Raw genomic sequence first — 23,660 nt, 5'->3', positions numbered from 1 at the left:
CATGCGTGCAGCGATGCCCCACGTGGTATCAACCAGACTGCGAAGAGAAGCGTGACCCGGATGAGTGACAGAGATCCCAAACAACAAGGAAAACGAGCTTGACCAAAACGCCCAATTAGAGAAGCCGTCATTCGGCGCAGCCTGTTCGGATGGCCGCACGGCGGACCTTACCGCCGTTCGGCATCTCCGATTGAAGGACCGCTTCGGTGCGCTCTTCCTTCTGCGAAGCAGTTCTGCCATTAGATTTGCATGAAGAAATACGGACGTACATTCCACTTGCCTGCCTCCCCGGGTGTCGGGAGTGATGACAAGGTCATTCAAGACCTTACCCATCTAAAGGGCGCCGACGAAGTCGTTTTCACCGAAAAGATGGACGGCGAGAACACGACTATCTTCGCTGGTGGTTGTCATGCTCGAAGCCCTGACAGCGGATACCACGCATCTCGCGACTGGATGAAGGCCTACGCGGCTGGCATTTCGCCAAGCCTTTCCCGCGATGAAAGGATTGTAGGGGAATACTTGTTTGCAAAGCATTCTGTGGCTTATGAAGATTTGCCATCCTATTTCCTCGGCTTTGCATGGATCGTAAACAACGAAGTCCAATGCTGGGATAATACGATGGGCCGCTTTGAGGAATTGGGCGTGAAATCTGTCCCTATCCTTCACCGAGGTCGGTTCGATGACGCTGCGATAAAATTGGTGCTCGACCACTTAGACTTGGAGAAACAAGAAGGCTTTGTTGTAAGGTTGGTTTCATCGTTTGTTGAAAGCGATATGGCCACGCATATCGCGAAATATGTCCGTGAAGGGCATGTCCAGAGCGACACGCATTGGACAAGGGCTCAGATCGTCAAGAACGGCCTCCGCCAGGACAGCTGACATTCTCCGCTGTGAAGCAACTTTGGAGGTAGGGGGCTCTTTCCGGCCAATCGCGGCTCCGGCCACGAACGGCCGTTTTCCCTTTCGCACCGGGACCTCGCTCAGCGAAACTCGGCAGCAGAGTAGCCCTGCAGGAACAGCAGGCTGGAGAGATCGCCGAAATTGATCCTCAGGTCGCATTGCGCGGCGACGGCCGGTTTGGCATGGAGCGCCACGCCCGCACCCGCGCGGTGGAGCATGCCGAGGTCGTTGGCGCCGTCGCCCACGGCCATCACGTCGGATTCGGCGATGCCCAGCCGGGCGGTGATCTCTTCCAGCGCCACGATCTTCGCCTCGCGGCCAAGGATCGGGGGGGTGACGACGCCCGTCAGTTTGCCATCCGCGATTTCCAGCGTGTTGGCGCGGTTTTCGTTGAAGCCCAGATGGGCAGCCACGCGGGCGGTGAAGGCGGTGAAGCCGCCCGACACCAGCGCGGTATAGCCGGTGGCGTTCATCGTGCGGACCAGTGCGTCGCCGCCTGACCGATAGGTGATCCGTTCGGCCACGACCCGGTCGATGACGGCGGCGTCGAGATCCTTCAGCAGGCCCACCCGTTCCCGCAGGGCGCCGTCGAAATCGAGCTCTCCGTTCATGGCGCGGGCGGTGATGGCGCGGACGTGTTCGCCGACGCCTGCGACTTCGGCCAGTTCGTCGATGCATTCCTGTTCGATCATGGTGCTGTCCATGTCGGCCAGCAGCATCTTCTTGCGGCGCCCTTCGCTGGGCTGGATCGCCATGTCGACGCGTTGCGCCTGCAGGTCGGACCAGACCGAATCGCGGTTGTCGGGCAGGGCGGGGAGGTCGAATTCCGCGGCCTCGTCGGGCGCCAGCCAGCGGATCTCTCCCCCGCCCCACGCGTTGCGCAGGGCTTCCGCCAGCGCGGGATCGAGCGCGGGGGCTGCGGGATCGGTGAGGAGGGTCACTGTAAATGCGGACATGGCAGGCGCCTTCGAAAGTTCGGATCGACCGGGGGCCTGCTGTCTGCACGGCCCCCGCAAGCGGCGCCTTATCGTCATTTTGCGACTTGTGCCAGAGCGAGCCCGGGCGTATGTCCGGCGGTGGGACACCCCTCCCCAACGAGGGGCGTATATCTGTAAGGATAACAGAAATGGCTATCGCTCAACCGGCTACGCGGCCGGCAAATCCGCGTTTTTCCTCTGGCCCCTGTGCCAAGATCCCCACATTCACGACAGATGCCTTGAAGGATGCAGCCCTGGGCCGCAGCCACCGGGCCAAGATCGGCAAGGAAAAGCTGAAAGCCGCGATCGACGAGACGCGCGCAATCCTTGGCATCCCCGACGATTACCGCGTAGGCATCGTGCCCGCGTCCGACACCGGCGCGGTCGAGATGGCCATGTGGTCGATGCTGGGCGCCCGCGGGGCCGAGCTTCTGGCCTGGGAAAGCTTCGGCGCCGGCTGGGTCACCGACGTGGTCAAGCAGCTGAAGCTTGATGCCGTGGTCAAGACGGCCGATTACGGCCAGATCGTGGACCTTGCTTCCGTCGATTTCACCAATGACGTCGTCTTCACGTGGAACGGCACCACCTCGGGCGTCCGGGTTCCGAACGGCGACTGGATCCCGGCGGACCGCGAAGGCCTGACCATCTGCGACGCGACCTCGGCCGCCTTCGCGATGGAGCTGCCGTGGGACAAGCTGGATGTCGTCACGTTCTCCTGGCAGAAGGTTCTGGGCGGGGAAGCCGCGCACGGGATGCTGGTTCTGGGCCCCCGCGCGGTGGAACGGCTGGAAAGCTATACGCCCGCATGGCCGCTGCCCAAGATCTTCCGCATGACGAAGGCCGGCAAGATCAACGAAGGCATCTTCAAGGGCGAGACGATCAACACCCCGTCGATGCTTGCGGTCGAGGATTACCTTGTTGCGCTCGATTGGGCGAAATCCGTCGGCGGGCTTGAAGGCATGATCGCCCGCGCCGATGCGAACACGGCCGCGATTGCGGCGTTCGTGGACAGCCATGACTGGATCGATTTCCTGGCGGAAGACCCGGCGACGCGGTCGACGACCTCGGTCTGCCTGAAGTTCACCGACGCGCGGATCAGCGATGGCGCGGCCTTTGCCAAGGCGATTGCCAACCGGCTGGATGCCGAAGGCGTGGCCTATGACATCGGCGCCTATCGCGATGCCCCGGCGGGCCTTCGGATCTGGTGCGGCTCGACCGTGGAAACCGCGGATATCGAGGCGCTTCTGCCGTGGCTCGACTGGGCCTTCGAGGCCGAGATCGCGGCGCAGGCCGAAGCGGCCTGACCCCCTGAAAGCGAATGGTGCGTGGAAACCACGCACCCTACCCCAAGACATCCCGTAGGGTGCGTGGTTGCCACGCATCTCTGCGCCCCCGTTCAAGGACCACTGACATGGCACCCAAAGTTCTCATCTCCGACAAACTGTCCGACGCCGCCGTCCAGATCTTCAAGGACCGTGGCATTGACGTCGATTTCCAGCCCGACCTTGGCAAGGACAAGGACAAGCTGCTGGAGGTCATCGGCCAGTATGACGGTCTGGCGATCCGGTCGGCCACCAAGGCCACGGAAAAGATCATCGAAGCGGCCACCAACCTGAAGGTGATCGGCCGCGCCGGGATCGGGACCGACAATATCGACAAGCCCGCGGCATCGAAGAAGGGCATCATCGTGATGAACACGCCCTTCGGCAACACCATCACGACGGCCGAACATGCCATCGCGATGATGTTCGCGGTTGCGCGCCAGATCCCGGAGGCCAGCGCCTCGACCCATGCCGGCAAGTGGGAAAAGTCCAAGTTCATGGGCGTGGAACTCACCGGCAAGACGCTGGGCGTGATCGGCGCGGGCAACATCGGGTCGATCGTCTGCGACCGGGCGCGCGGGCTGAAGATGAAGGTCGTGGCCTACGATCCGTTCCTGAGCGAAGACCGCGCCAAGGCGATGCATGTCGAGAAGGTGGAACTGGACGACCTGCTGAAGCGCGCCGATTTCATCACGCTGCACGTGCCGCTGACGGACCAGACCCGCAACATCCTGGGGGCCGAGAACCTGGCCAAGACCAAGAAGGGCGTGCGGATCGTCAACTGTGCCCGTGGCGGTCTGGTGGATGAAGAGGCGCTGGCCGAGGCGCTGAAATCGGGCCATGTCGCCGGCGCCGCGTTCGACGTGTTCTCGGAAGAGCCTGCGAAGGAAAACGTGCTCTTCGGTCTGCCCAATGTCGTCTGCACGCCGCACCTTGGCGCGGCCACGTCGGAGGCGCAGGAAAACGTGGCGCTTCAGGTGGCGGAACAGATGTCGGATTACCTGCTGACGGGGGCCGTGTCGAACGCGCTGAACATGCCGTCGGTGACGGCCGAGGAAGCCAAGATCATGGGCCCGTGGCTGAAACTGGCGGACCATCTGGGCAAGTTCATCGGTCAGATGACGGACGAGCCGATCAAGGCCGTGAACATCCTGTATGATGGTTCCGTGTCCGAGATGAACCTTGAAGCGCTGAACTGCGGCGTGATCGCGGGCATGATGAAGACCGTGACGCCGGACGTGAACATGGTGTCGGCCCCTGTCGTGGCGAAGGAGCGGGGGATCCAGATCTCGACCACCAAGCAGGACCAGTCGGGCGCGTTCGAAGGGTACATCAAGGTGACGATGGTCACCGACACGCGCGAACGGTCGATCGGGGGGACAGTGTTCTCGGACGGGAAGCCGCGGTTCATCCAGATCAAGGGCATCAACATCGATGCCGAGATCGGGGCCAACATGCTCTATACCACGAACGAGGATCAGCCGGGCATGATCGGCACGCTGGGCAACACGATGTCGACGAACGGCGTGAACATCGCAAACTTCACGCTGGGCCGCGCGTCGGCCGGGGGCGAGGCGATCGCGCTTCTGTACGTGGACGCGCCGATCCCGACCCCGGTTCTGGACCATCTGCGCAAAACCGGCATGTTCCGGCAGGTGAAGGCACTGGAATTCGACGTCGCCTGATCCGGGATCGACACAGATTTCAGGAACGGGCCGCCATCGCGCGGCCCGTTTTCCGTTTCGGGCGGGCTTGCCGCACGCGAATACCTGAATCCCGGCGCCAGTGGTTCCGCCCCGCTGCGGGCTGGTCTAGGAGAGGGCGACACTACAGGAGACCGGAATGTCCGAACCGATCTATGCCATTGCCGACATTCACGGCCATCTGGAAGAACTCGACCGCGCGCTTGCCCTGATCGAGGCCGACGGCGGCGCGGGCGCGCAGATCGTCTTCCTGGGCGATCTCGTGGACCGGGGGCCGGAGTCGCGCGGCGTTCTGGATCGCCTGATCGAGGGCCGGGCAGCGGGACGGCGCTGGACGGTTTTGAAAGGCAATCACGACGACATGTTCGAGAACTTCGTGGGCAAAGGCGTGGAACACGACCCGCATATCGCGTCGCGGCTCAGCTATTTCGATGACCGCCTGGGCGGCAAGGCGACGCTGGCCTCCTATGGCGTGACGGGCGCCGACGACCGCGCGGTCGAAGAGATCCGCGTCGAGGCGGCGGCCGCGGTCCCCCCCGCGCACCGGGCGTTCCTGGCGGACCTGCCGCTTTACCTTGAACGGGAAGAGCTGCTGTTCGTCCACGCGGGGATCCGCCCCGGCGTGCCGCTGGCCCGACAGGCCGAAGGCGACCTGATCTGGATCCGCGACGGCTTTCTGGAAGACACAACCCGGCATCCATGGCTCGTCATCCACGGCCACACGGCGCTGAAACACCCGGCGCATTTCGGCAACCGCGTGGATCTGGACGCCGGCACCGGCTACGGGCGCACGCTGCATCCGGCGGTGTTCGAAGGCCGCGATTGCTGGCTGCTGACCCCGGACGGCCGGGTACCGCTGCGGCCCGAATAGGGGGCGCTGCCCCCGCCCTCCCGTTCCGGGAGGACTCCCCCGGAGTATTTGCGGAAAGAAGAACATGGGGTGGTGCACCCGGTTTTCTTCTTTCCCGAAATACTCCCGCCGGAGGCGATCCGGCGGGGGATACCTGCCTCAGGCGTCTCGCCAGTCGAGCACGACCTTGCCGCTTTTCCCGGATTTCATCGCCGCGAAGCCCTGTTCGAACTCGGCGACGGGGAAGCGGTGGGTGATGACCTTCGACACGTCGAGGCCGTTCTGCAGAAGGGCGATCATCTTGTACCAGGTCTCGAACATCTCGCGGCCGTAGACGCCCTTGATGGTCAGCGCCTTGAAGACGACTCTCGACCAGTCCATCGGCGCCAGCCCCGGCGGGATACCAAGGAGCGCGATGCGGCCGCCCATCACCATCGCCTCGCACATCTGGTCGAGCGCGGTCTGGTTGCCCGACATCTCGAGCCCGACGTCGAAGCCCTGCTTCAGGCCCATTTCGGCGACGACATCGTGCAGGCTTTCCTGCGACACGTCGACGGTGCGCACATCCGCGACCTCGCGCGCCAGCGCCAGCCGGTCGGGGTTCACATCGGTGATCACCACGTTCCGGGCCGAGGCGCGGCGGGCGACGGCGGCGGCCATGATGCCGATGGGGCCGGCGCCGGTGATCAGCACGTCCTCACCCAACAGATTGAAGCTGAGCGCGGTGTGGACGGCGTTGCCAAGGGGATCGAGGATCGCGCCGATTTCGTCCGGGATGTTGTCGGGCAGGGGCACGACGTTGAAGGCGGGGAGGCGCAGGTACTGGGCGAAGGCGCCCTGCACGTTCACGCCCACGCCGCGGGTGCCCGGATCGAGGTGGAACTTGCCCGACCGGCTTTGCCGGCTGTCGGTGCCCACGAGGTGGCCTTCGCCGGAGCAGCGCTGGCCTATGGCCAGGCCGGTCACGTCGCGGCCCAGCTCCACGATTTCGCCCGCGAATTCGTGGCCGGTGATCATGGGTACGGGGACGGTGTGCGAGGCCCAGTCGTCCCAGTTCCAGATATGGATGTCGGTGCCGCAGATCCCGGTCATGTTCACCTTGATCAGCACCTCGTCGGGGCCGATTTCCGGCACCGGGGCTTCGACCATCCAGAGGCCTTCCTTCGGGTGGCTCTTCTCCAGCGCTTTCATCTGGTTCGTTGTCATGGCTTGGTCCTTCAGCCCAAAGCGCCGGACGTCTTGCCGGCCTTGGCAAAGGCGTCGAGCGCGCGGTCGAGTTCGTCGCGGGTGAGGGCCGCGTTCATCTGCGTGCGGATGCGGGCGGTGCCCTTGGGCACGACCGGGAAGAAGAAGCCCGACGCCTGCACGCCGTTGTCATAGAGCGCATTGGCCATGGCCTGCGCCAGATTCGCTTCGCCCAGCATGACGGGGATGATCGGGTGTTCGCCCGGCAGCAGGTCAAAGCCCAGCCCTTCGAGCCCCGCGCGCCAGTAGGTGGCGTTTTCGAACAGTTGCGCGCGCAGGGCGTCGCCCTGTTCCACCAGCTTCAGCGCGGTCAGCCCGGCGGCGGTGATCGACGGCGGCAGCGCGTTCGAGAACAGATAGGGCCGCGCGCGCTGGCGGAGGAGGTCGACCACCGGTTGCGGCCCGGCGATGTAGCCGCCGATGGCGCCGCCCAGGGCCTTGCCCAGCGTACCCGTCAGGATATCGGCGCGGATGCCGAAATGGGCGGGTGTGCCCTGTCCCTTGGGGCCCATGAAGCCGGTGGCATGGCAGTCATCGACCATCACCACGGCATCGTAGCTGTCGGCCAGTGCGCGGATCTCGGGCAGCTTGGCCAGGTAGCCGTCCATGGAAAAGACGCCATCGGTGGCGATCATGACGTGGCGCGCGCCGTCCGCGCGGGCGGTTTTCAGCTGCGTTTCCAGATCGTCCATGTCGGAATTGGCGTAGCGGTAGCGGCGGGCCTTGCAGAGCCGGATACCGTCGATGATCGAGGCATGGTTCAGCGCGTCCGAGACGATGGCGTCCTCGTCGCCCAGCAGCGGTTCGAACAGGCCGCCATTGGCGTCGAAGCAGGCGGCAAACAGGATCGAATCGTCGGTGCCGAGGAACCGGGCCAGTGACGCCTCAAGCTCTCGGTGAAGGTCCTGCGTGCCGCAGATGAAGCGGACGGAGGCCATGCCGAAGCCGCGGGGGTCCATCGCGGCTGTCGCGGCGGCGATCAGGTCGGGGTGGTCGGCCAGGCCAAGGTAGTTGTTGGCGCAGAGGTTGATCAGCTTGCGCCCGTCCACTGTGATCTCGGCCCCCTGGGGCGAGGCGATCAGGCGTTCGCGTTTCATCAGCCCGTCGGCGTCGATCTGGCGCAGCGTCTCGGAGATGTCGTTGAGGAAGGTCTGGACCATGGGGCGACTCCGGTTGGTGTGGCGCCACTCTAGCCATTTCCGCGGCAAATCCGAGGGGGCGCGTCATGCGCTTCGGGAAAGCCGGGTCTGCGTCTGACGTGCTGTCCCGGCTGACAGTCGGGCGGAGGTGTCCTATCACTGCGGACGAGATGATCCGCCGGGCTGGCGGACCGATTGAGAGGATTTCCGGATATGACCGATATTGTTTTGCTTGATGGCGCGCGGACGGCGATTGGCACCTTTGGGGGCACGCTTGCCTCGGTGCCGCCGATCGAACTGGCGACGGTGGCGGCGGAAGCGGCGTTGGAGCGGTCGGGCGTGGAGGGCGGTCAGATCGGCCATGTCGTGTTCGGCCACGTGATCAATACCAAACCGAAGGACATGTACCTGAGCCGCGTGGCGGCGATGCAGGCGGGGATCCCGGAAGGGACGCCGGCGATGAACGTGAACCGGCTGTGCGGGTCGGGCGCGCAGGCGGTGGTGTCGGCGGTGCAGTCGCTGATGCTGGGCGACGCGGATTTCGCGCTGGCCGGCGGTGCGGAATGCATGTCGCGCAGCCCCTACGCGATGACGAATGCCCGCTGGGGGCAGAAGATGGGCGATGTGAAATCGCTCGACATGATGCTGGGGGCCTTGAGCTGCCCGTTCGGGACCGGGCACATGGGCGTGACGGCCGAGAACGTGGCGCGCGAGCACCAGATCACGCGCGAGGATCAGGACGCCTTCGCGATGACCAGCCAGGAGCGGGCGCAGGTGGCGCTGGGCGAGGGCCGGTTTGCCGACCAGATCGCCCCGGTCGACGTGATGGTCCGGCGCGAGAAGGTGCCGTTCACGAAAGACGAACATGCCCGCGCCACGACTATGGACGCGCTGGCGGGGCTGCGGCCGGTGTTTCAGAAGGATGGCTCGGTCACGGCCGGCAATGCGTCGGGGATTAACGATGGTGCGGCGGCGCTTGTCTTTGCGCGGGCCGAGGCGGCGGAGAAGGCCGGGCTGAAACCGAAGGCGCGCGTGCTGGGCTATGCCCATGCCGGTGTGCGGCCGGAGGTGATGGGGCTAGGCCCGATCCCGGCGGTGCGGAGCCTGATGGAGAAGACGGGCCTGACGGTTGACGATTTCGACGTGATCGAATCGAACGAGGCCTTTGCCTCGCAAGCCATCGCGGTGAACCGGGAACTTGGGCTGGACGCGGGCAAGGTGAACCCGAATGGCGGCGCGATTGCGCTGGGCCATCCGGTGGGGGCCACGGGCGCGATCCTGACGGTGAAGGCGCTTTATGAGCTGGAGCGGATCGGCGGCTCGAAGGCGCTGATCACGATGTGCATCGGTGGCGGACAGGGTATCGCGCTGGCGATCGAACGCATCTGACAGCGTTCACTGTCGGGCGCCCGTTGAAGAACGGGCATCCGACGGGCACGGCCTGCTGCGGGCTCAGGCGATGAGGAAGCCCAGGGCGACGAGCGCGCCGCCAAGGGCGGCCCCGATCAGTGCCGGCCAGAGACGCAAGGCGTTTTGTGGTTTCAGGGAGGGGCCCTGCGTCTGCGCGATTAGCGCGGATTCCACCAGTTGCGGCAGGCGCGGGCCGAAGCGGGCCATGACCTTCGCGGTATGCGCCAGGTCCTGGAACACGGCGCGGGGGCCGATGCTTTTCTTGATGTAGTCCGAGACCACGGGGCGCGCGACTTCCCAGATGTTCATCTGCGGATCGAGTGACCGGGCCACGCCTTCGACCACCACCATCGTGCGTTGCAGCAGGATCAGTTCGGTGCGGGTTTCCATGCCGAAACGTTCCGTCACCTCGAACAGGTAACTGAGCAGCTTGGCCATCGAGATGCGCGAGGCATCCATGCCGAAGATCGGTTCGCCCACCGCGCGCAGGGCGCGGGCGAATTCGTCGACGTCCTGATCGGCAGGCACGTAGCCCGCTTCGAAATGGACTTCGGCCACGCGTTTGTAATCCTTGCGGATGAAGCCATACAGGATCTCGGCATAGACCCGGCGGGTATAGAGATCGATGTGCCCCATGATCCCGAAATCGTAGGCGATGATGTTGCCGCTGGCCGCGACCTTCAGGTTGCCCTGATGCATGTCGGCGTGGAAGAAGCCGTCGCGCAGGGCGTGGTTCAGGAACAGCGTCAGCACCCGTTCGGCCAGTGCCTTGCGATCGTGCCCCGCGGCATCGAGCGCCGCGTTGTCGCCCAGCGGCAGACCGTCGGCCCAGCCCAGCGTCATCACCCGGCGCCCGGAATAGGACCAGCGGACCTTGGGCAGTTCGAACCCTTCGTCGTCGACCGTGTTGGCCGCGAATTCCGAGGCCGAGGCGCATTCCAGCCGCAGGTCCAGTTCCCCACGCACCACGCCATCGAAATGGCGGATGACCTCCATCGGGCGCAGGCGGCGCGAGAAGGGGGCGAAGATCTCGACCATCGAGGCGCCGAGGTAGAAGGCGTCGATATCCTTGCGAAAGGCGCGTTCGATGCCGGGGCGCAGGACCTTCACGGCGACCTCGTCACCGGTTTCGGCCAGCCGCGCCTTGTGGACCTGCGCGATGGAGGCCGCGGCGATGGGATCGCTGAATTCCGAGAAGACGTCTTCCACCGGCTGGCCCAGTTCGCGTTCGACTTCGGCCTTGGCCTGTTCGACGGGGAAAGGGGGCAGCTGGTCCTGCAGGACGCGCATCTGGTCGGCAAGCTCGTCGCCCACCACATCGGGGCGCGTCGACAGGATCTGGCCGAACTTGATGTAGGCCGGGCCCAAGGCCGTCAGCGCGCGGGGCGCGGGCGGCATGGACGGGTCGCCGTGATAGCCAAGGAACTGGAACGGTTTCGCCAAGAGACGGGCCACGATGCGCACGCCGGTCGGCGCCTCGAACGCGTCGAGCACGACATTCATCGCGCCCGCACGCTCAAGGGTCGCGCCGGTACGGATGAGGCGCCAGATATTGTGCGGCCCGCGCATGATCTAGATTTTCCAGCCGGAATGAAGGGCGGCGATGCCCATCGACAGGTTGCGGTACTTGGCGTTTTCGAACCCGGCGGTGCGGATCATCGACAGGAACGTCTCCTGATCCGGGAAGCGGCGGATCGATTCGACAAGGTACTGATAGCTGTCGCGGTCATCCGCGATCAGTTTGCCCATGCCCGGGATCACGTTGAAGCTGTAAAGATCGTAGAGCTTCTGCAGCATCGGGACGGGAACCTGGCTGAACTCCAGCACCATCAGGCGCCCGCCGGGGCGCAGGACGCGGAACGCTTCGGCCAGCGCTTCCTGCGGGCGGGTCACGTTCCTGATGCCGAAGCTGATCGTGTAGACGTCGAATGTGTTGTCCTCGAACGGGAGCGCCATGGCGTCGCCCACGATCCACGACAGGCTGTCCGACATCGCCTCGGCCTCGGCCCGTTTGCGGCCTTCTTCCAGCATGGGGGCGGTCAGGTCGAGAACGGTCGCCTGTCCTTCGCCCGCGCGCTTCAGGAAGCGGAACGCGATGTCGCCGGTGCCGCCCGCGACGTCGAGCAGGTGCTGGCCGGGGCGGGGCGCCAGCCAGTCCATCATCGCGTCCTTCCAGACACGGTGGATGCCGCCGCTCATCACGTCGTTCATCAGGTCATAGCGGCTGGCGACCGACGAAAAGACGCCGCGGACCCTATCGGCCTTTTCGCCTTCGGGTACGGTCTGATAGCCGAAATGGGTGGTATTTGCGTCGGTCTCGTCCATGGGGCCTTGCCGTCCTGTGGTGTTGCGCCTTGTTATAGGGCGCATAGCCCGGGGCACAATGCGCCCCTTTCGTCACGGGATCCCTGTCACCATGCCTGAACTGCCCGAAGTGGAAACCGTAAGGCGCGGATTGGCGCCGGTGATGGAAGGGCAGGTGATCGCCAAGGCAAGCGTGTACCGGCCGGATCTGCGCTGGCCCTTCCCCGAGGGCATGGCAGACCGGCTGACCGGGCAGAGGGTGCTGCGGCTGGGGCGGCGGTCGAAATACCTGCTGGCGGACCTGTCGGGCGGCGAGACATTGCTGGTGCATCTGGGCATGTCGGGGCGGATGACCGTTTCGGGCGATCCTCTGGGGCGGTTTGTCCATGCCCAGGCCGCGCCCGAAAAACACGATCATGTCGTGCTGGACATGGCCGACGGCACGCGCATCACGATGAACGATCCGCGCCGCTTCGGGGCTATGGACCTGATGGCCACCGATGCGATGGACCGGCACCGCCTTCTGGCGGGGATCGGGCCCGAACCGCTGGGCAATGCCTTCAACGCCGATCACCTGGCGGCGCGGCTGGCGGGGCGGCGGACGTCGATCAAGGCGGCGCTTCTGGACCAGAGGAACGTGGCCGGCCTGGGCAACATCTATGTCTGCGAATCGCTTTTCCGTGCGTGCATATCTCCTAAACGTCAGGCGGGACGCGTCGGGCGCGCGCGGATCGAGGCGCTGACGCAGGCGATCCGCGATGTGCTGACGGATGCCATCGCCGCGGGGGGGTCATCGCTGAAGGATTATCGCCAAGCCGATGGAGAGCTTGGATATTTTCAGCATTCCTTCGATGTGTACGGCCGCGAGGGCCTGCCCTGCCGGCGGGACAACTGCGGCGGAACGGTGGCGCGGATCGTGCAATCGGCGCGGTCGACGTTCTACTGCCCTGCCTGCCAAAGATAACTTGAACCGCGGACGCGCCGTGTTAAGCACGGAGGTCTGATTTAACAACAACGAGCGATCCTGATGGCCTTTGAGACGATTGTCGTCGAGACGGAAGACCACGTCTGCCTGATCAAGCTGAACCGGCCCGACGTCCTGAACGCGCTGAACCAGGCGCTTCTGGGCGAACTGATCCAGGCGCTGGAAGAGGCCGACGCGAACGAGAAGGTTCGCTGCATCGTCCTGACCGGTTCGGAAAAGGCCTTTGCCGCCGGAGCGGACATCAAGGAGATGTCGGAGCTGACCTATGCCGAGGTCTTCTCGAAGAACCTCTTTGCCGCGGCCAACGACAAGATTTCCGCTGTCCGCAAGCCCATCATCGCGGCCGTAAGCGGCTACGCCCTTGGCGGCGGCTGCGAACTGGCGATGGCGTGCGATTTCATCATCGCGGCCGAGAACGCCAAGTTCGGCCAGCCCGAGATCAACCTGGGCGTCATTCCGGGCATCGGCGGCACGCAGCGCCTGACCCGCTTCGTGGGCAAGGCCAAGGCCATGGACATGAACCTGACCGGCCGCTTCATGACGGCCGAGGAAGCGGAACGGTCGGGCCTGGTCAGCCGCGTGGTGCCGGGCAAGAAACTGATGGACGAGGCCATGGCCGCCGCCCAGAAGATCACCGAGAAGAGCATGATCACCGCTATGGCGGCGAAGGAAGCGGTGAACGCCGCCTACGAGACGCCGCTGCACGAGGGCATCATGTTCGAACGCCGGCTTTTCCATTCGCTGTTCGCGACCGAAGACCAGACGGAAGGCATGGCCGCATTTCTTGAAAAGCGCGAAGCGCAGTTTCGGGATAAATGAGCCCCGCGGGAACGGGCTCTTGACGCCCGTTCCCGCAACGACGAAAAGACCCCGATCCACAGTTGACTTGGCCGCGACTCGCGTCTAGAGACGCGGCTTCAGATCACATCCGGAATTCTATGTCCGGCCCATATGGCGGTCGGATCAGACAGTAGGACGAATATTACATGGCAAACTCGCCTCAGGCAAAGAAGCGCGCCCGCCAGAACGAGGCCCGCTTTGCCGTCAACAAGGCCCGCCGTTCGCGCATCCGTACCTTCCTCCGCGGCGTCGAGGAAGCGATCACCTCTGGTGACAAAGAAGCCGCAAAGAACGCCCTGCAAGTTGCTCAGCCCGAGCTGATGCGCGGCGTGACCAAGGGCATTCTGCACAAGAATACTGCAGCGCGGAAAATGTCCCGCCTGTCGTCGCGTGTGAAGGCGCTGGGCTGACTTAGCCCCTGTTTCTCAACCGGTTTCCTTCCGCGGGCGCAAACGGCGCAAGCGGGGGCCGGTTCGTGAAAAGATGAGAAAATATCATATTTTTCAAAGGCATCGCAGTTTGTGGTGCCTTTTTTTGTGCAATCTGACGCCTTTTGGGCCGATGCTGCAAGGGCGAGAGATTCTTTGTCGGTTTGGTCCGAGTCAACATCATAGTTTCGTTGCCGGGAGCGACGCCAAGTTGCTACCTATATCCCTGCGATTCATTCGCTGGGGGGACAGGCTGCTTCCGGGATCGACCGACGGGCATCGGTAGGTTGCGGAGCATGGCAAGAGGGGTCGATTGCGACCCAGGTCAGCCTGCTGCTTTCCGTGGTTTGCCCCGCGGGACCGGCCCTGTCATGACAAGAACGTTGGTGTCGCGCACTGCGCACGCTCGCATGGTCCATCTTTGCCGGATCACGCGAACAGCAGAGGTTTGCGCAATCGGACTGTTGGCCGTTTCGTGCGGCCGCGTATGGTAGTGGTCTGCCAGCGTCCACTTGTCCCGTGCCTGAATCCATCCGGGGAAACCCGGCGGACAAAAGTAATGAGACGGCCCAAAGGGTCGGACATGGGAAGCGTGAGGCGTGGAATGACACAGGAAAAGTGGGGTCAGTTGCGGGAGCGGCTGCTCCAGGCGGTTGGTCAGAACAATTATCGGGCGTGGATCGAGCCGCTGGAGTTCGCGGATCTCGAGGACGGCGTGGCACTGTTCGACGTGCCGTCGGCCTTCATGGGCAATTACGTCAATCAGCATTTCGCAGACGATATCCTGCGGGTGCTCAATTCGGCGGGCGAATGCGTCCAGCGGATCGCGTTCCGGGTGGCTGCCAACACCCCGAACCGTCCCAGCAGCCCCGCCAAGGTGGACAGCGTGGGGGAGCCTGCCAGCACGCCCCCGGCCGAGACCGGGCGCGCCGCTGCCCCTGACGCCCTCGATCCCGCCGAAACGCTTCAGGCCGCGGCGCTCGACGCGCGGTTCACCTTCGACAAGTTCGTCGTCGGCAAGCCCAACGAACTGGCGCATGCTGCCGCGCGCCGGGTCAGCGAAGGCGGCCCTGTCACGTTCAACCCGCTGGTGCTGTACGGCGGCGTGGGCCTGGGCAAGACGCACCTCATGCATGCCATCGCGTGGGAATTGCGGTCGGGCCAGCCGGATCTGACCGTGCTGTACCTGTCGGCCGAGCAGTTCATGTACCGCTTCGTGCAGGCACTGCGCGAACGCAAGATGATGGATTTCAAGCACCTCTTCCGGTCGGTCGACGTGCTGATGGTCGATGACGTGCAGTTCATCGCCGGCAAGGATTCCACGCAGGAAGAGTTCTTCCACACGTTCAACGCGCTTGTGGACCAGAACAAGCAAATCATCATCTCGGCCGACCGCTCCCCCGGCGAGATCAAGGATCTGGAAGAACGGGTGAAGTCGCGCCTGCAATGCGGGCTGGTCGTGGATCTGCATCCCACGGATTACGAACTGCGGCTGGGCATCCTGCAAGCCAAGGTGCAGCAGTACCGCCAGACCTATGAAGACGTGCGCATCGCGTCGGGTGTGCTGGAATTCCTGGCGCAGCGGATTTCGACCAACGTTCGGGTGCTGGAAGGTGCCTTGAACCGGCTCTTCGCGTTCGCCTCGCTTGTGGACCGGCCCATCGACATGGACCTGACCCAGGATTGCCTGGCCGACGTGCTGCGCGCATCGGAACGCAAGACCACGATCGAGGAAATCCAGCGCAAGGTGGCCGAGCACTACAATATCCGGATGAGCGATATCGTGGGGCCCAAACGTCTGCGGAGCTATGCCAGGCCCCGGCAGGTCGCGATGTACCTGTGCAAGCAACTGACCTCGCGCTCGCTGCCCGAGATCGGGCGCAGGTTCGGCGGGCGGGACCACACCACGGTGATCCACGGCGTGCGCCGGATCGAGGAGCTGATGGCGGTGGACGCGCAGATCGCCGAGGATCTGGAGATCCTGCGCCGGGCGCTGGAGGCGTAACCGGTTACGGTGCGTGCAGAGCACGCACCCTACGCCAGCCCTGGAAAACTTGCCGTAGGGTGCGTGGTGTCCACGCACCTTTTTTCGTATCCGGGAGGCCCTGTTGGGGGGGCTGGGGCAGGGGGCTATGCCCCCGTCCGCTGTCGCGGACTTCCCCGAGGTATCTGGGGACCAAGGAAGAGGACGCGGGTTGGCGCGTAGCCTGCGCCGTGACCACGACAGGGTGTGGTGGGTGCAGCAAATTCACACGACTTTTGCCCGGTATCCTCACCCTACAGGAAATTTTCCCGAGCGACTGGAAACGGCTTGTGTCGGGCGGACAAGGCGCTACGGTGACGGTCCCTGAGGCCGGGGTGGACGATTGCCGGCCCTCGGGGGCTTTCCGGCTGGATCGGCCGGGCGGGGCAGGCCCCGCAGTCGCAGTGGATCGCCAGGGGACCCAAGTCATGAAGTTCAGCATCGAGCGTGCAGCCCTCCTTAAAGCGGTGTCGCAGGCACAGTCGGTCGTGGAACGGCGCAACACGATCCCGATCCTGGCCAACGTGCTGATCGAGGCCGAGGGCGACCAGGTTCATTTCCGCGCGACGGATCTGGATATCGAGGTCGTCGACAAGGCCAACGCGATGGTCGAGCGCGCGGGCGCCACCACCGTGGCCGCCACGACCCTGCACGAGATCGTGCGCAAGTTGCCCGATGGCGCGCAGGTGACGGTGACCGCCGATACCGCCGCAGGCCGGCTGACGGTGGAGGCAGGACGGTCGAATTTCTCGCTTGCGACGCTGCCGCGCGAGGATTTCCCGGTCATGGCGACGTCGGAATACGATGTGAATTTCTCGGCCCGGGCCGGGGTGTTGCGGCGGTTGTTCGACAAGTCGAAATTCGCCGTGTCGACGGAAGAGACGCGGTATTACCTGAACGGTGTCTACATGCATGTCGCCGATGGCGATGGCGGCCGGGTGCTGCGCTGTGTGGCCACCGACGGCCACCGGCTGGCGCGGATCGACGCGGATCTGCCCGATGGTGCGGACGAGATGCCGGGCGTGATCGTGCCGCGCAAGACCGTGGGCGAGATGCGCAAGCTTCTGGACGATGACGACGCGCAGATTGCGGTGTCGGTGTCGGAAACCAAGGTGCGCTTTGCCACGCCGGAGATCACGCTGACGTCGAAGGTGATCGACGGGACCTTCCCGGATTACACGCGGGTCATCCCGCATGCCAACACGCGGCGGCTGGAAGTGGACGCGGGCGAATTCGCCAAGGCGGTGGACCGGGTATCGACCGTGTCGTCGGAACGGTCGCGCGCGGTGAAGCTGCAACTGGGCGAGGATCGGCTGATCCTGTCGGTCAACGCGCCCGACAGCGGTGCGGCCGAGGAAGAGCTGGCCGTGGCCTATGGCGACGAGGCGCTGGAGATCGGGTTCAACGCGAAGTACCTGCTGGAGATCGCCAGCCAGGTGGACCGCGAGAACGCTGTCTTCATGTTCAACACGTCGGGCGATCCGACGCTGATGCGCGAAGGCAATGATCTGAGCGCGGTCTATGTCGTCATGCCGATGCGCGTGTAGCGGACGGCGAGTTTGAGTATTTAGAGAAAGAAGAAGGGCCGGCGCGCGCCTTTCCTTTCGACCGATTTCGGAGTGGGCACGGTGCTGGAGCGGTTGCGAATGGCGCAATTCCGCTCGCACCCGCGGGCGGAACTGGCGCTGGATGGACGGCCGGTGGCGCTGTATGGGCCCAACGGGGCCGGCAAGACCAATATCCTTGAAGCGGTATCGCTGTTCTCGCCCGGGCGCGGTTTGCGTCGGGCGGTGGCGGAGGATCTGGCGCGGCGGCCGGCATCGGTCGGCTGGTCCCTGCGGGGGGAACTGGTCGCGGGCGGGCAGGTGCACGAGATCGAGATGCGGGCGGAGCCGGGCGCGTCGCGCGCCGTGCGGATCGACGGGAAGGCGGCGGCGCAGCTGGCGCTGGGGCGGATCGCGCGGGTCCTGTGGCTGGTGCCGGCGATGGACCGGCTGTGGACCGAAGGCGCCGAAGGACGGCGGCGGTTTCTTGACCGGATCGCCATGAGCTTCGACCCCGACCATGGCGCCGTGACCCTGACCTACGAGAAGGCGATGCGGGAGCGGAACCGGCTGCTGCGCGACCAGGTGCGCGATCCCGGCTGGTATGGCGCGCTGGAGGCGCAGATGGCCGAGGCCGGGGTGGCGCTGGATCGCGGGCGGGTCGAGGCTTTGGAATTGATCGCAGCAGCGCAGGCGGCGGCAGAGACGGCGTTTCCGGTGGCCGATCTGGCGTTGGAACCGGCGGAGCGGCCGGGCTCGGCCGCCGATCTGGCCGCTTTGCTGGCAGAGAGCCGGGGGCGGGATCTGGCGGCGGGGCGGTCGCTGGTGGGGCCGCACCGGGCGGATCTGGCGGCGGTTTACGCGGCCAAGGGGGTGCCGGCGCGGGATTGTTCGACGGGGGAGCAGAAGGCGCTGCTGGTGTCGCTGATCCTTGCCAATGCGCGGGCGTTGGCGGATCGGATGGGCGCGCCGCCGATCCTGCTTCTGGACGAGGTCGCGGCGCATCTGGACGCCGACCGGCGCGCGGCGCTTTATGACGAGATCTGTGCGTTGGGCGCGCAGGCGTGGATGACCGGCACGGGGCCGGAGCTGTTCGAGGATCTGGGAGACCGGGCGCAGCGGTTCGTGGTGCATGACGAGGGCGGCGCAAGCCGGGTGGAGGCGGTGACATGACGGCCCAGGTGATCTTGTTGCGGGGCATCAATGTGGGCGGGCATGGCACGCTGTCCATGGCCGATCTGAAGGCGCACCTGATGGGCTTGGGGGCCGAACGGGCCGAGACTTATATCCAGAGCGGCAACGCGGTGGTGACCCCGGCCGTGGATCCGGAGGCCCTGGCCGACAGGATCGAGGCGGCGCAGGGGGTCCGGCCCCAGGTCTTTGCCTTGACGGCCGAGGAATGGACCGCGCGGGTGGCGCGGAACCCGTTCGCGGCGCGGATGGGTACAGCCGATCCGAAATGCCTGCATGTCTTCTTCTTCGACGGCGCGATCAGGGATCCGGGCGCCGACCGGCCGCGGCTGGCGCCGTTCTTCGCGGTGGCAGGCCCGGACGAGGAATTCGGCCATACCCAAGGGGCGATCTGGCTTTGGGCGCCGTCGGGGATCGGCCGGTCGAAACTGGCCGCGTCGATGGAAAAGCTGGCGGGTATCCCCGTGACCGGGCGCAACTGGCGGACGGTCGAGGCGATATCCGCCCTTGTGGAGACGCTGCGATGAACGTGAACCCGTGGGATCTGGTCCTTTATGCCGGGGGCTTGCTGGCGCTGTTCCTGACACCGGGGCCGGTGTGGCTGGCGGTGATCGCGCGGACGGTTGCGGGCGGGTTCCAGGCGGGCTGGCCCTTGGCACTTGGCGTCGCGGTGGGCGACATGCTGTGGCCACTGCTGGCGATGCTGGGCATGGCCTGGGTGGTGGCCGAGGTCGCCTTTGCCGCCGATGTTCTGCGCTGGGGCGCGTGCCTTGTGTTCCTGTGGATGGGGATCAACACGATCCGCAACGCCCGCGCCCGGGTCGAGACGGAAAGCCGGCTGACGCGGCCCGGCATCTGGGCGGGGTTTGCGGCCGGCGTCATGGTGATCCTGGCCAACCCGAAGGCGATCCTGTTCTACATGGTCGTCCTGCCCGGTTTCTTCGACATGAGCGTTCTGGGCCCGTTAGACATCGCCGCGGTGGTGGCGCTTTCGATGGTGATCCCGCTGCTGGGCAACTTCGCCTTCGCCTTCATGGTCGACCGCCTGCGCCTGCGCTTTGCCACGCCGGAAGGGCTGCGGCGGATGAACCTGATCTCGGGCGGATTGCTGATCGTGGTGGGGCTGATCCTGCCCTTTACCTGACCGGGCCGTGAGCCCCGAAAGCCGTGTTTCCGGCCGGGCGTCGGGGCCCGTGATTTCCTTTGTCTTAATGGCCGATTCCGGCCGTCAGACCGTGACATTCCCGGTCAGGATTCGTATAAGGTGACAAAATTACGAAGGAAGTTTTGGATGTCCGACGCGAAAGCATCACCCGAAGAATACGGCGCCGATTCTATCAAGGTTCTCAAGGGCCTGGAGGCGGTGCGTAAACGCCCGGGGATGTATATCGGCGATACCGATGACGGGTCGGGCTTGCACCACATGGTCTACGAGGTGGTCGACAACGGCATCGACGAGGCGCTGGCCGGTCATGCCGACTATGTCGAGGTCAAGATCAACGCCGACAGCTCGGTTTCCGTCACCGATAACGGGCGCGGAATCCCGGTGGGCATCCACGAAGGCGAAGGTGTGTCCGCCGCCGAAGTGATCATGACCCAGCTGCATGCGGGCGGCAAATTCGACCAGAACTCCTACAAGGTGTCGGGCGGTCTGCACGGGGTGGGCGTGTCGGTCGTGAACGCGCTGTCCGTGTGGCTGGAACTGCGCATCTGGCGCGATGGCAGCGAACACGTGGCCCGCTTCGAACATGGCGACACCGTGCAGCACCTGACCCGCGTCGGCCCGTCCGAGGGCAAGACCGGGACGGAAGTGCGGTTCCTGGCCTCGACCGAGACGTTTTCGAACCTGGAATATTCGTTCGAGATCCTGGAGCGCCGCCTGCGGGAGCTGGCCTTCCTGAACTCCGGCGTGCGCATCTTGCTGGTCGATGAACGCCCCGCCGAACCGCTGCGGAGCGAACTGCACTACGAAGGCGGTGTGAAGGAATTCGTGCGCTATATCGATCGGTCGAAATCCGGGCTGCTGCCCGATCCGATCTTCATCGAGGGCGAACGCGACGGGATCACCGTCGAGGTCGCGATGTGGTGGAACGATACCTACCACGAGAACGTCCTGCCGTTCACCAACAATATCCCCCAGCGCGACGGCGGCACCCATATCGCGGGCTTCCGCGGCGCGCTGACCCGGACGCTGACGAAATACGCGCAGGAAAGCGGCATCGCCCGGCGCGAAAAGGTGACCTTTACCGGTGACGACGCGCGCGAAGGCCTGACCTGCGTGCTGTCGGTCAAGGTGCCGGATCCGAAATTCTCCAGCCAGACCAAGGACAAGCTGGTGTCTTCCGAAGTGCGCCCGGCCGTCGAGGGCCTTGTCAGCGAAAAGCTGACGGCGTGGTTCGAGGAACATCCGAGCGAGGCCAAGCACATCGTCGGCAAGATCGTCGAGGCGGCGCTGGCCCGTGAAGCGGCCCGCAAGGCCCGCGAACTGACCCGGCGCAAATCGGCGATGGACGTGAACTTCCTGGCCGGCAAGCTGAAGGATTGTTCGGAAAAGGATGCGTCCAAGACCGAACTGTTCCTTGTCGAGGGCGACAGCGCCGGCGGCTCGGCCCAGACGGGGCGCGACCGGGGCACGCAGGCGATCCTGCCGCTGAAGGGCAAGATCCTGAACGTGGAACGCGCACGGTTCGACCGGATGCTGGGCTCGCAGGAGATCGGGAACCTCGTGATGGCGCTGGGAACCGGCATCGGGCGGGATGAATTCAACATCGCCAAGCTGCGGTACCACAAGGTCATCATCATGACCGACGCCGACGTCGACGGCGCCCATATCCGTACGCTGCTGCTGACCTTCTTCTACCGCCAGATGCCGGAGCTGATCGAAGGCGGGTACCTCTATATCGCGCAGCCGCCGCTGTACAAAGTGGCGCGCGGCAAGTCCGAGGTCTACCTGAAGGATCAGGCGACGCTGGACGATTACCTGATCGATCAGGGCGTCGATGGCGTCGTGCTGCGGCTGGGCTCGGGCGAGGAGATCACCGGAACCGACCTGGCGCGCGTGGTGCTGGAAGCCCGGCAGCTGAAACGGGTTCTGGAAGCGTTCCCAACGCATTACCCGAAACATATCCTTGAACAGGCGGCCATCGCCGGTGCCTTCGTGCCCGGCGCGGTGGATGCCGATCTTCAGGGTGTGGCCGATCTGGTGGCCAAGCGGCTCGACATGATCGCGCTGGAATACGAGCGCGGCTGGACGGGCCGGATCACGCAGGATCACGGTATCCGGCTGGCGCGTATCCTGCGCGGCGTGGAAGAGGTTCGCACGCTGGACGGCCCGATGCTGCGGTCGGGCGAGGCGCGCAGGACCGGCAGTTTCACCCAGTCCCTGCAGGACACCTATGCCACCCCCGCGACGCTGGTCCGCAAGGACCGGTCGCAGGTGATCTATGGCCCGCTGGATCTGCTGAAGGCGATCCTGGAGGAAGGCGAAAAGGGCCTGACGCTGCAACGCTACAAGGGGCTGGGCGAAATGAACCCCGGCCAGCTGTGGGAAACCACGCTGGATCCCGACGCCCGCACGCTGCTGCAGGTCCGGGTCGAGGACATGGCCGAAGCCGACGACATCTTCACCAAGCTGATGGGCGACGTGGTGGAACCCCGCCGCGAGTTCATCCAGAAGAACGCGCTGAGCGTCGAAAACCTGGACTTCTGAATTAGCAAGATCGCAGGCACTTGGACGGCAGTCTTCACGCTGCCGTCCGTTGGATCTTTGACTGTCTGTCGAAATGCTTGAAGCGGGAGCGTGGGTCTTTACCCTGCCGTCCCGCCTGAATAGCGCCGGGCACCGTTCAGCAGGGCCGCGGCTTCGGTGCTGGTCTTCCTGACGATCTCTGCCGCGCTCGGCAGGTCATGGATCAGGTCCAGCGCCTCTCCTGCGATCAGGGCGCGGGTGGTGTAGTCGGTGTCGTCCGCAGCGGCATAGCGTGCCTGTTCGGCCCCGGCTTGCGCTTCCAGACCGGCCATGTCGTCATGCCAGCGGTTCAGGAAATCGTTGCGGACCACGCGCCCGGTGAACTGCCGGGGCCAGTCCAGACCGCGCGCGACGTCGAAGACGCTGGAGCGCACGGTCGCGTCCCCGCCGGTTTCCGTCAGGCGCTGCTTGGCGACGTCGGGGCCAGTCGCTTCGCGGCAGGCCCAGAAGCGGGTGCCCATCATTATTCCGTCGCCGCCCAGCATCAGCACGGCCGCCAGCCCGCGCCCGTCGGCGATGCCGCCGGCACCAAGGATGATCTGGTCGGGGCCGGCCATGTCACGGATCGCGGGCAGAAGGGACATGAGCCCCCGCGCGCCACCGTGGCCGCCGGCCTCCTGCCCCTGTGCCACGATCACCTCGGCCCCGGCTTCCATGGCCTGTTTCGCCTGCGCCAAAGTCTGCACCTGCCACAGGACGGGAATCTCGCGGGCGTGGGCAGCCACGACCAGCGGTTCGGCATCGCCGAAGGAGACGAGCAGGGCGCGCGGATTGCTGTTCAACACGGTCTCGAACGCCCCGGGCGCCCGTAGCGCGGCCCATGTGATCAGTCCGATCCCCACGGGGCGGTTCCCAGCCTGCGCGAAGGCATCGGTGATCCAAGCGGCATCGGCGTAGCCGCCGCCGATCAGCCCCAGCCCGCCGGCTTCGGACACCGCGGCGGCCAGCGGTCCGCCTGAAATCTTGTCCATGGGCGCCAGCGCAATGGGGTGATCCAGGCCGAAGCGTTCGGTGAAACGGGTGGAGAGTGCCGGCATGATCAGGCGCCTTT

20 protein-coding genes are annotated in these 23,660 nt (G+C 65.1%); 14 read left to right on the top strand and 6 right to left on the bottom strand.

The window, feature by feature from the left end:
* The first annotated feature begins 249 nt into the window (after positions 1–249).
* On the top strand, positions 250–879 hold the full coding sequence (locus tag D4754_RS22700; RefSeq protein ID WP_121068363.1) for an RNA ligase family protein: 630 nt from the start codon (positions 250–252) through the stop codon (positions 877–879).
* A gap of 101 nt (positions 880–980) precedes the next feature.
* On the opposite strand, the gene serB is transcribed toward D4754_RS22700, so the two are convergent.
* Positions 981–1,856: a phosphoserine phosphatase SerB gene (gene serB, locus D4754_RS22695; RefSeq protein ID WP_121068361.1), complete on the bottom strand. Its 876-nt coding sequence runs from the start codon at positions 1,854–1,856 to the stop codon at positions 981–983.
* Positions 1,857–2,026: 170 nt separating this feature from the next.
* Here serB and D4754_RS22690 point away from each other — a divergent pair, with 170 nt between their 5' ends.
* From D4754_RS22690 to D4754_RS22680, 3 genes are all read left to right on the top strand, one after another.
* Positions 2,027–3,181: a phosphoserine transaminase gene (locus D4754_RS22690; RefSeq protein ID WP_121068360.1), complete on the top strand. Its 1,155-nt coding sequence runs from the start codon at positions 2,027–2,029 to the stop codon at positions 3,179–3,181.
* A gap of 107 nt (positions 3,182–3,288) precedes the next feature.
* Positions 3,289–4,884 (top strand): phosphoglycerate dehydrogenase, encoded by a 1,596-nt coding sequence (gene serA, locus D4754_RS22685; RefSeq protein ID WP_121068358.1) that lies wholly within the window; start codon positions 3,289–3,291, stop codon positions 4,882–4,884.
* A gap of 157 nt (positions 4,885–5,041) precedes the next feature.
* On the top strand, positions 5,042–5,773 hold the full coding sequence (locus D4754_RS22680; RefSeq protein WP_121068356.1) for a metallophosphoesterase: 732 nt from the start codon (positions 5,042–5,044) through the stop codon (positions 5,771–5,773).
* A gap of 138 nt (positions 5,774–5,911) precedes the next feature.
* On the opposite strand, the gene tdh is transcribed toward D4754_RS22680, so the two are convergent.
* Together tdh and D4754_RS22670 are read right to left on the bottom strand one after the other, a co-directional pair.
* The gene (gene tdh, locus D4754_RS22675; protein WP_121068369.1) at positions 5,912–6,943 is read right to left on the bottom strand and encodes an L-threonine 3-dehydrogenase; all 1,032 of its coding nucleotides are present in this window, start codon (positions 6,941–6,943) and stop codon (positions 5,912–5,914) included.
* Positions 6,944–6,969: 26 nt separating this feature from the next.
* Positions 6,970–8,157, bottom strand: a complete 1,188-nt coding sequence (locus tag D4754_RS22670; protein WP_121068354.1) for a glycine C-acetyltransferase — start codon at positions 8,155–8,157, stop codon at positions 6,970–6,972.
* A 192-nt stretch (positions 8,158–8,349) separates the two neighbouring features.
* On the opposite strand from D4754_RS22670, the gene D4754_RS22665 reads away from it, so the two are divergent.
* On the top strand, positions 8,350–9,525 hold the full coding sequence (locus D4754_RS22665; RefSeq protein ID WP_121068352.1) for an acetyl-CoA C-acyltransferase family protein: 1,176 nt from the start codon (positions 8,350–8,352) through the stop codon (positions 9,523–9,525).
* A gap of 63 nt (positions 9,526–9,588) precedes the next feature.
* On the opposite strand, the gene ubiB is transcribed toward D4754_RS22665, so the two are convergent.
* Together ubiB and ubiE are read right to left on the bottom strand one after the other, a co-directional pair.
* The gene (ubiB, locus tag D4754_RS22660; protein ID WP_121068350.1) at positions 9,589–11,115 is read right to left on the bottom strand and encodes a 2-polyprenylphenol 6-hydroxylase; all 1,527 of its coding nucleotides are present in this window, start codon (positions 11,113–11,115) and stop codon (positions 9,589–9,591) included.
* 3 nt (positions 11,116–11,118) lie between these two features.
* Entirely contained in the window at positions 11,119–11,871 is a 753-nt protein-coding gene (gene ubiE / locus D4754_RS22655; RefSeq protein WP_121068348.1) for a bifunctional demethylmenaquinone methyltransferase/2-methoxy-6-polyprenyl-1,4-benzoquinol methylase UbiE, read from the bottom strand.
* 91 nt (positions 11,872–11,962) lie between these two features.
* On the opposite strand from ubiE, the gene mutM reads away from it, so the two are divergent.
* From mutM to gyrB, 9 genes are all read left to right on the top strand, one after another.
* Complete coding sequence (gene mutM / locus D4754_RS22650) at positions 11,963–12,814, top strand: bifunctional DNA-formamidopyrimidine glycosylase/DNA-(apurinic or apyrimidinic site) lyase (RefSeq protein WP_121068346.1); 852 nt, start codon at positions 11,963–11,965, stop codon at positions 12,812–12,814.
* Between the two features lie 63 nt (positions 12,815–12,877).
* Positions 12,878–13,654 (top strand): enoyl-CoA hydratase, encoded by a 777-nt coding sequence (locus D4754_RS22645; protein ID WP_121068344.1) that lies wholly within the window; start codon positions 12,878–12,880, stop codon positions 13,652–13,654.
* Positions 13,655–13,821: 167 nt separating this feature from the next.
* Positions 13,822–14,085, top strand: coding sequence for a 30S ribosomal protein S20 (gene rpsT, locus D4754_RS22640; protein ID WP_121068342.1), 264 nt, complete (start codon positions 13,822–13,824; stop codon positions 14,083–14,085).
* A gap of 622 nt (positions 14,086–14,707) precedes the next feature.
* On the top strand, positions 14,708–16,108 hold the full coding sequence (gene dnaA / locus D4754_RS22635; protein WP_121068340.1) for a chromosomal replication initiator protein DnaA: 1,401 nt from the start codon (positions 14,708–14,710) through the stop codon (positions 16,106–16,108).
* Between the two features lie 446 nt (positions 16,109–16,554).
* The gene (gene dnaN, locus D4754_RS22630; protein ID WP_121068338.1) at positions 16,555–17,673 is read left to right on the top strand and encodes a DNA polymerase III subunit beta; all 1,119 of its coding nucleotides are present in this window, start codon (positions 16,555–16,557) and stop codon (positions 17,671–17,673) included.
* Positions 17,674–17,745: 72 nt separating this feature from the next.
* Positions 17,746–18,843, top strand: coding sequence for a DNA replication/repair protein RecF (gene recF, locus D4754_RS22625; RefSeq protein WP_121068336.1), 1,098 nt, complete (start codon positions 17,746–17,748; stop codon positions 18,841–18,843).
* Entirely contained in the window at positions 18,840–19,388 is a 549-nt protein-coding gene (locus D4754_RS22620) for a DUF1697 domain-containing protein (protein ID WP_121068334.1), read from the top strand. The genes recF and D4754_RS22620 overlap by 4 nt, the downstream gene beginning before the upstream one ends.
* The gene (locus tag D4754_RS22615; RefSeq protein ID WP_121068332.1) at positions 19,385–20,005 is read left to right on the top strand and encodes a LysE family translocator; all 621 of its coding nucleotides are present in this window, start codon (positions 19,385–19,387) and stop codon (positions 20,003–20,005) included. Before D4754_RS22620 ends, D4754_RS22615 begins: the two co-directional genes overlap by 4 nt.
* Positions 20,006–20,152: 147 nt before the next feature.
* Entirely contained in the window at positions 20,153–22,570 is a 2,418-nt protein-coding gene (gene gyrB / locus D4754_RS22610; RefSeq protein ID WP_121068330.1) for a DNA topoisomerase (ATP-hydrolyzing) subunit B, read from the top strand.
* 98 nt (positions 22,571–22,668) lie between these two features.
* Here gyrB and D4754_RS22605 read toward each other — a convergent pair whose 3' ends face one another.
* Positions 22,669–23,646 (bottom strand): NAD(P)H-dependent flavin oxidoreductase, encoded by a 978-nt coding sequence (locus D4754_RS22605; RefSeq protein WP_121068328.1) that lies wholly within the window; start codon positions 23,644–23,646, stop codon positions 22,669–22,671.
* Positions 23,647–23,660 lie beyond the last annotated feature (14 nt).

Source organism: Chachezhania antarctica, assembly GCF_003646465.1.
Lineage (GTDB): Bacteria > Pseudomonadota > Alphaproteobacteria > Rhodobacterales > Rhodobacteraceae > Chachezhania > Chachezhania antarctica.
This window is presented reverse-complemented; position numbering and strand designations above follow the sequence as displayed.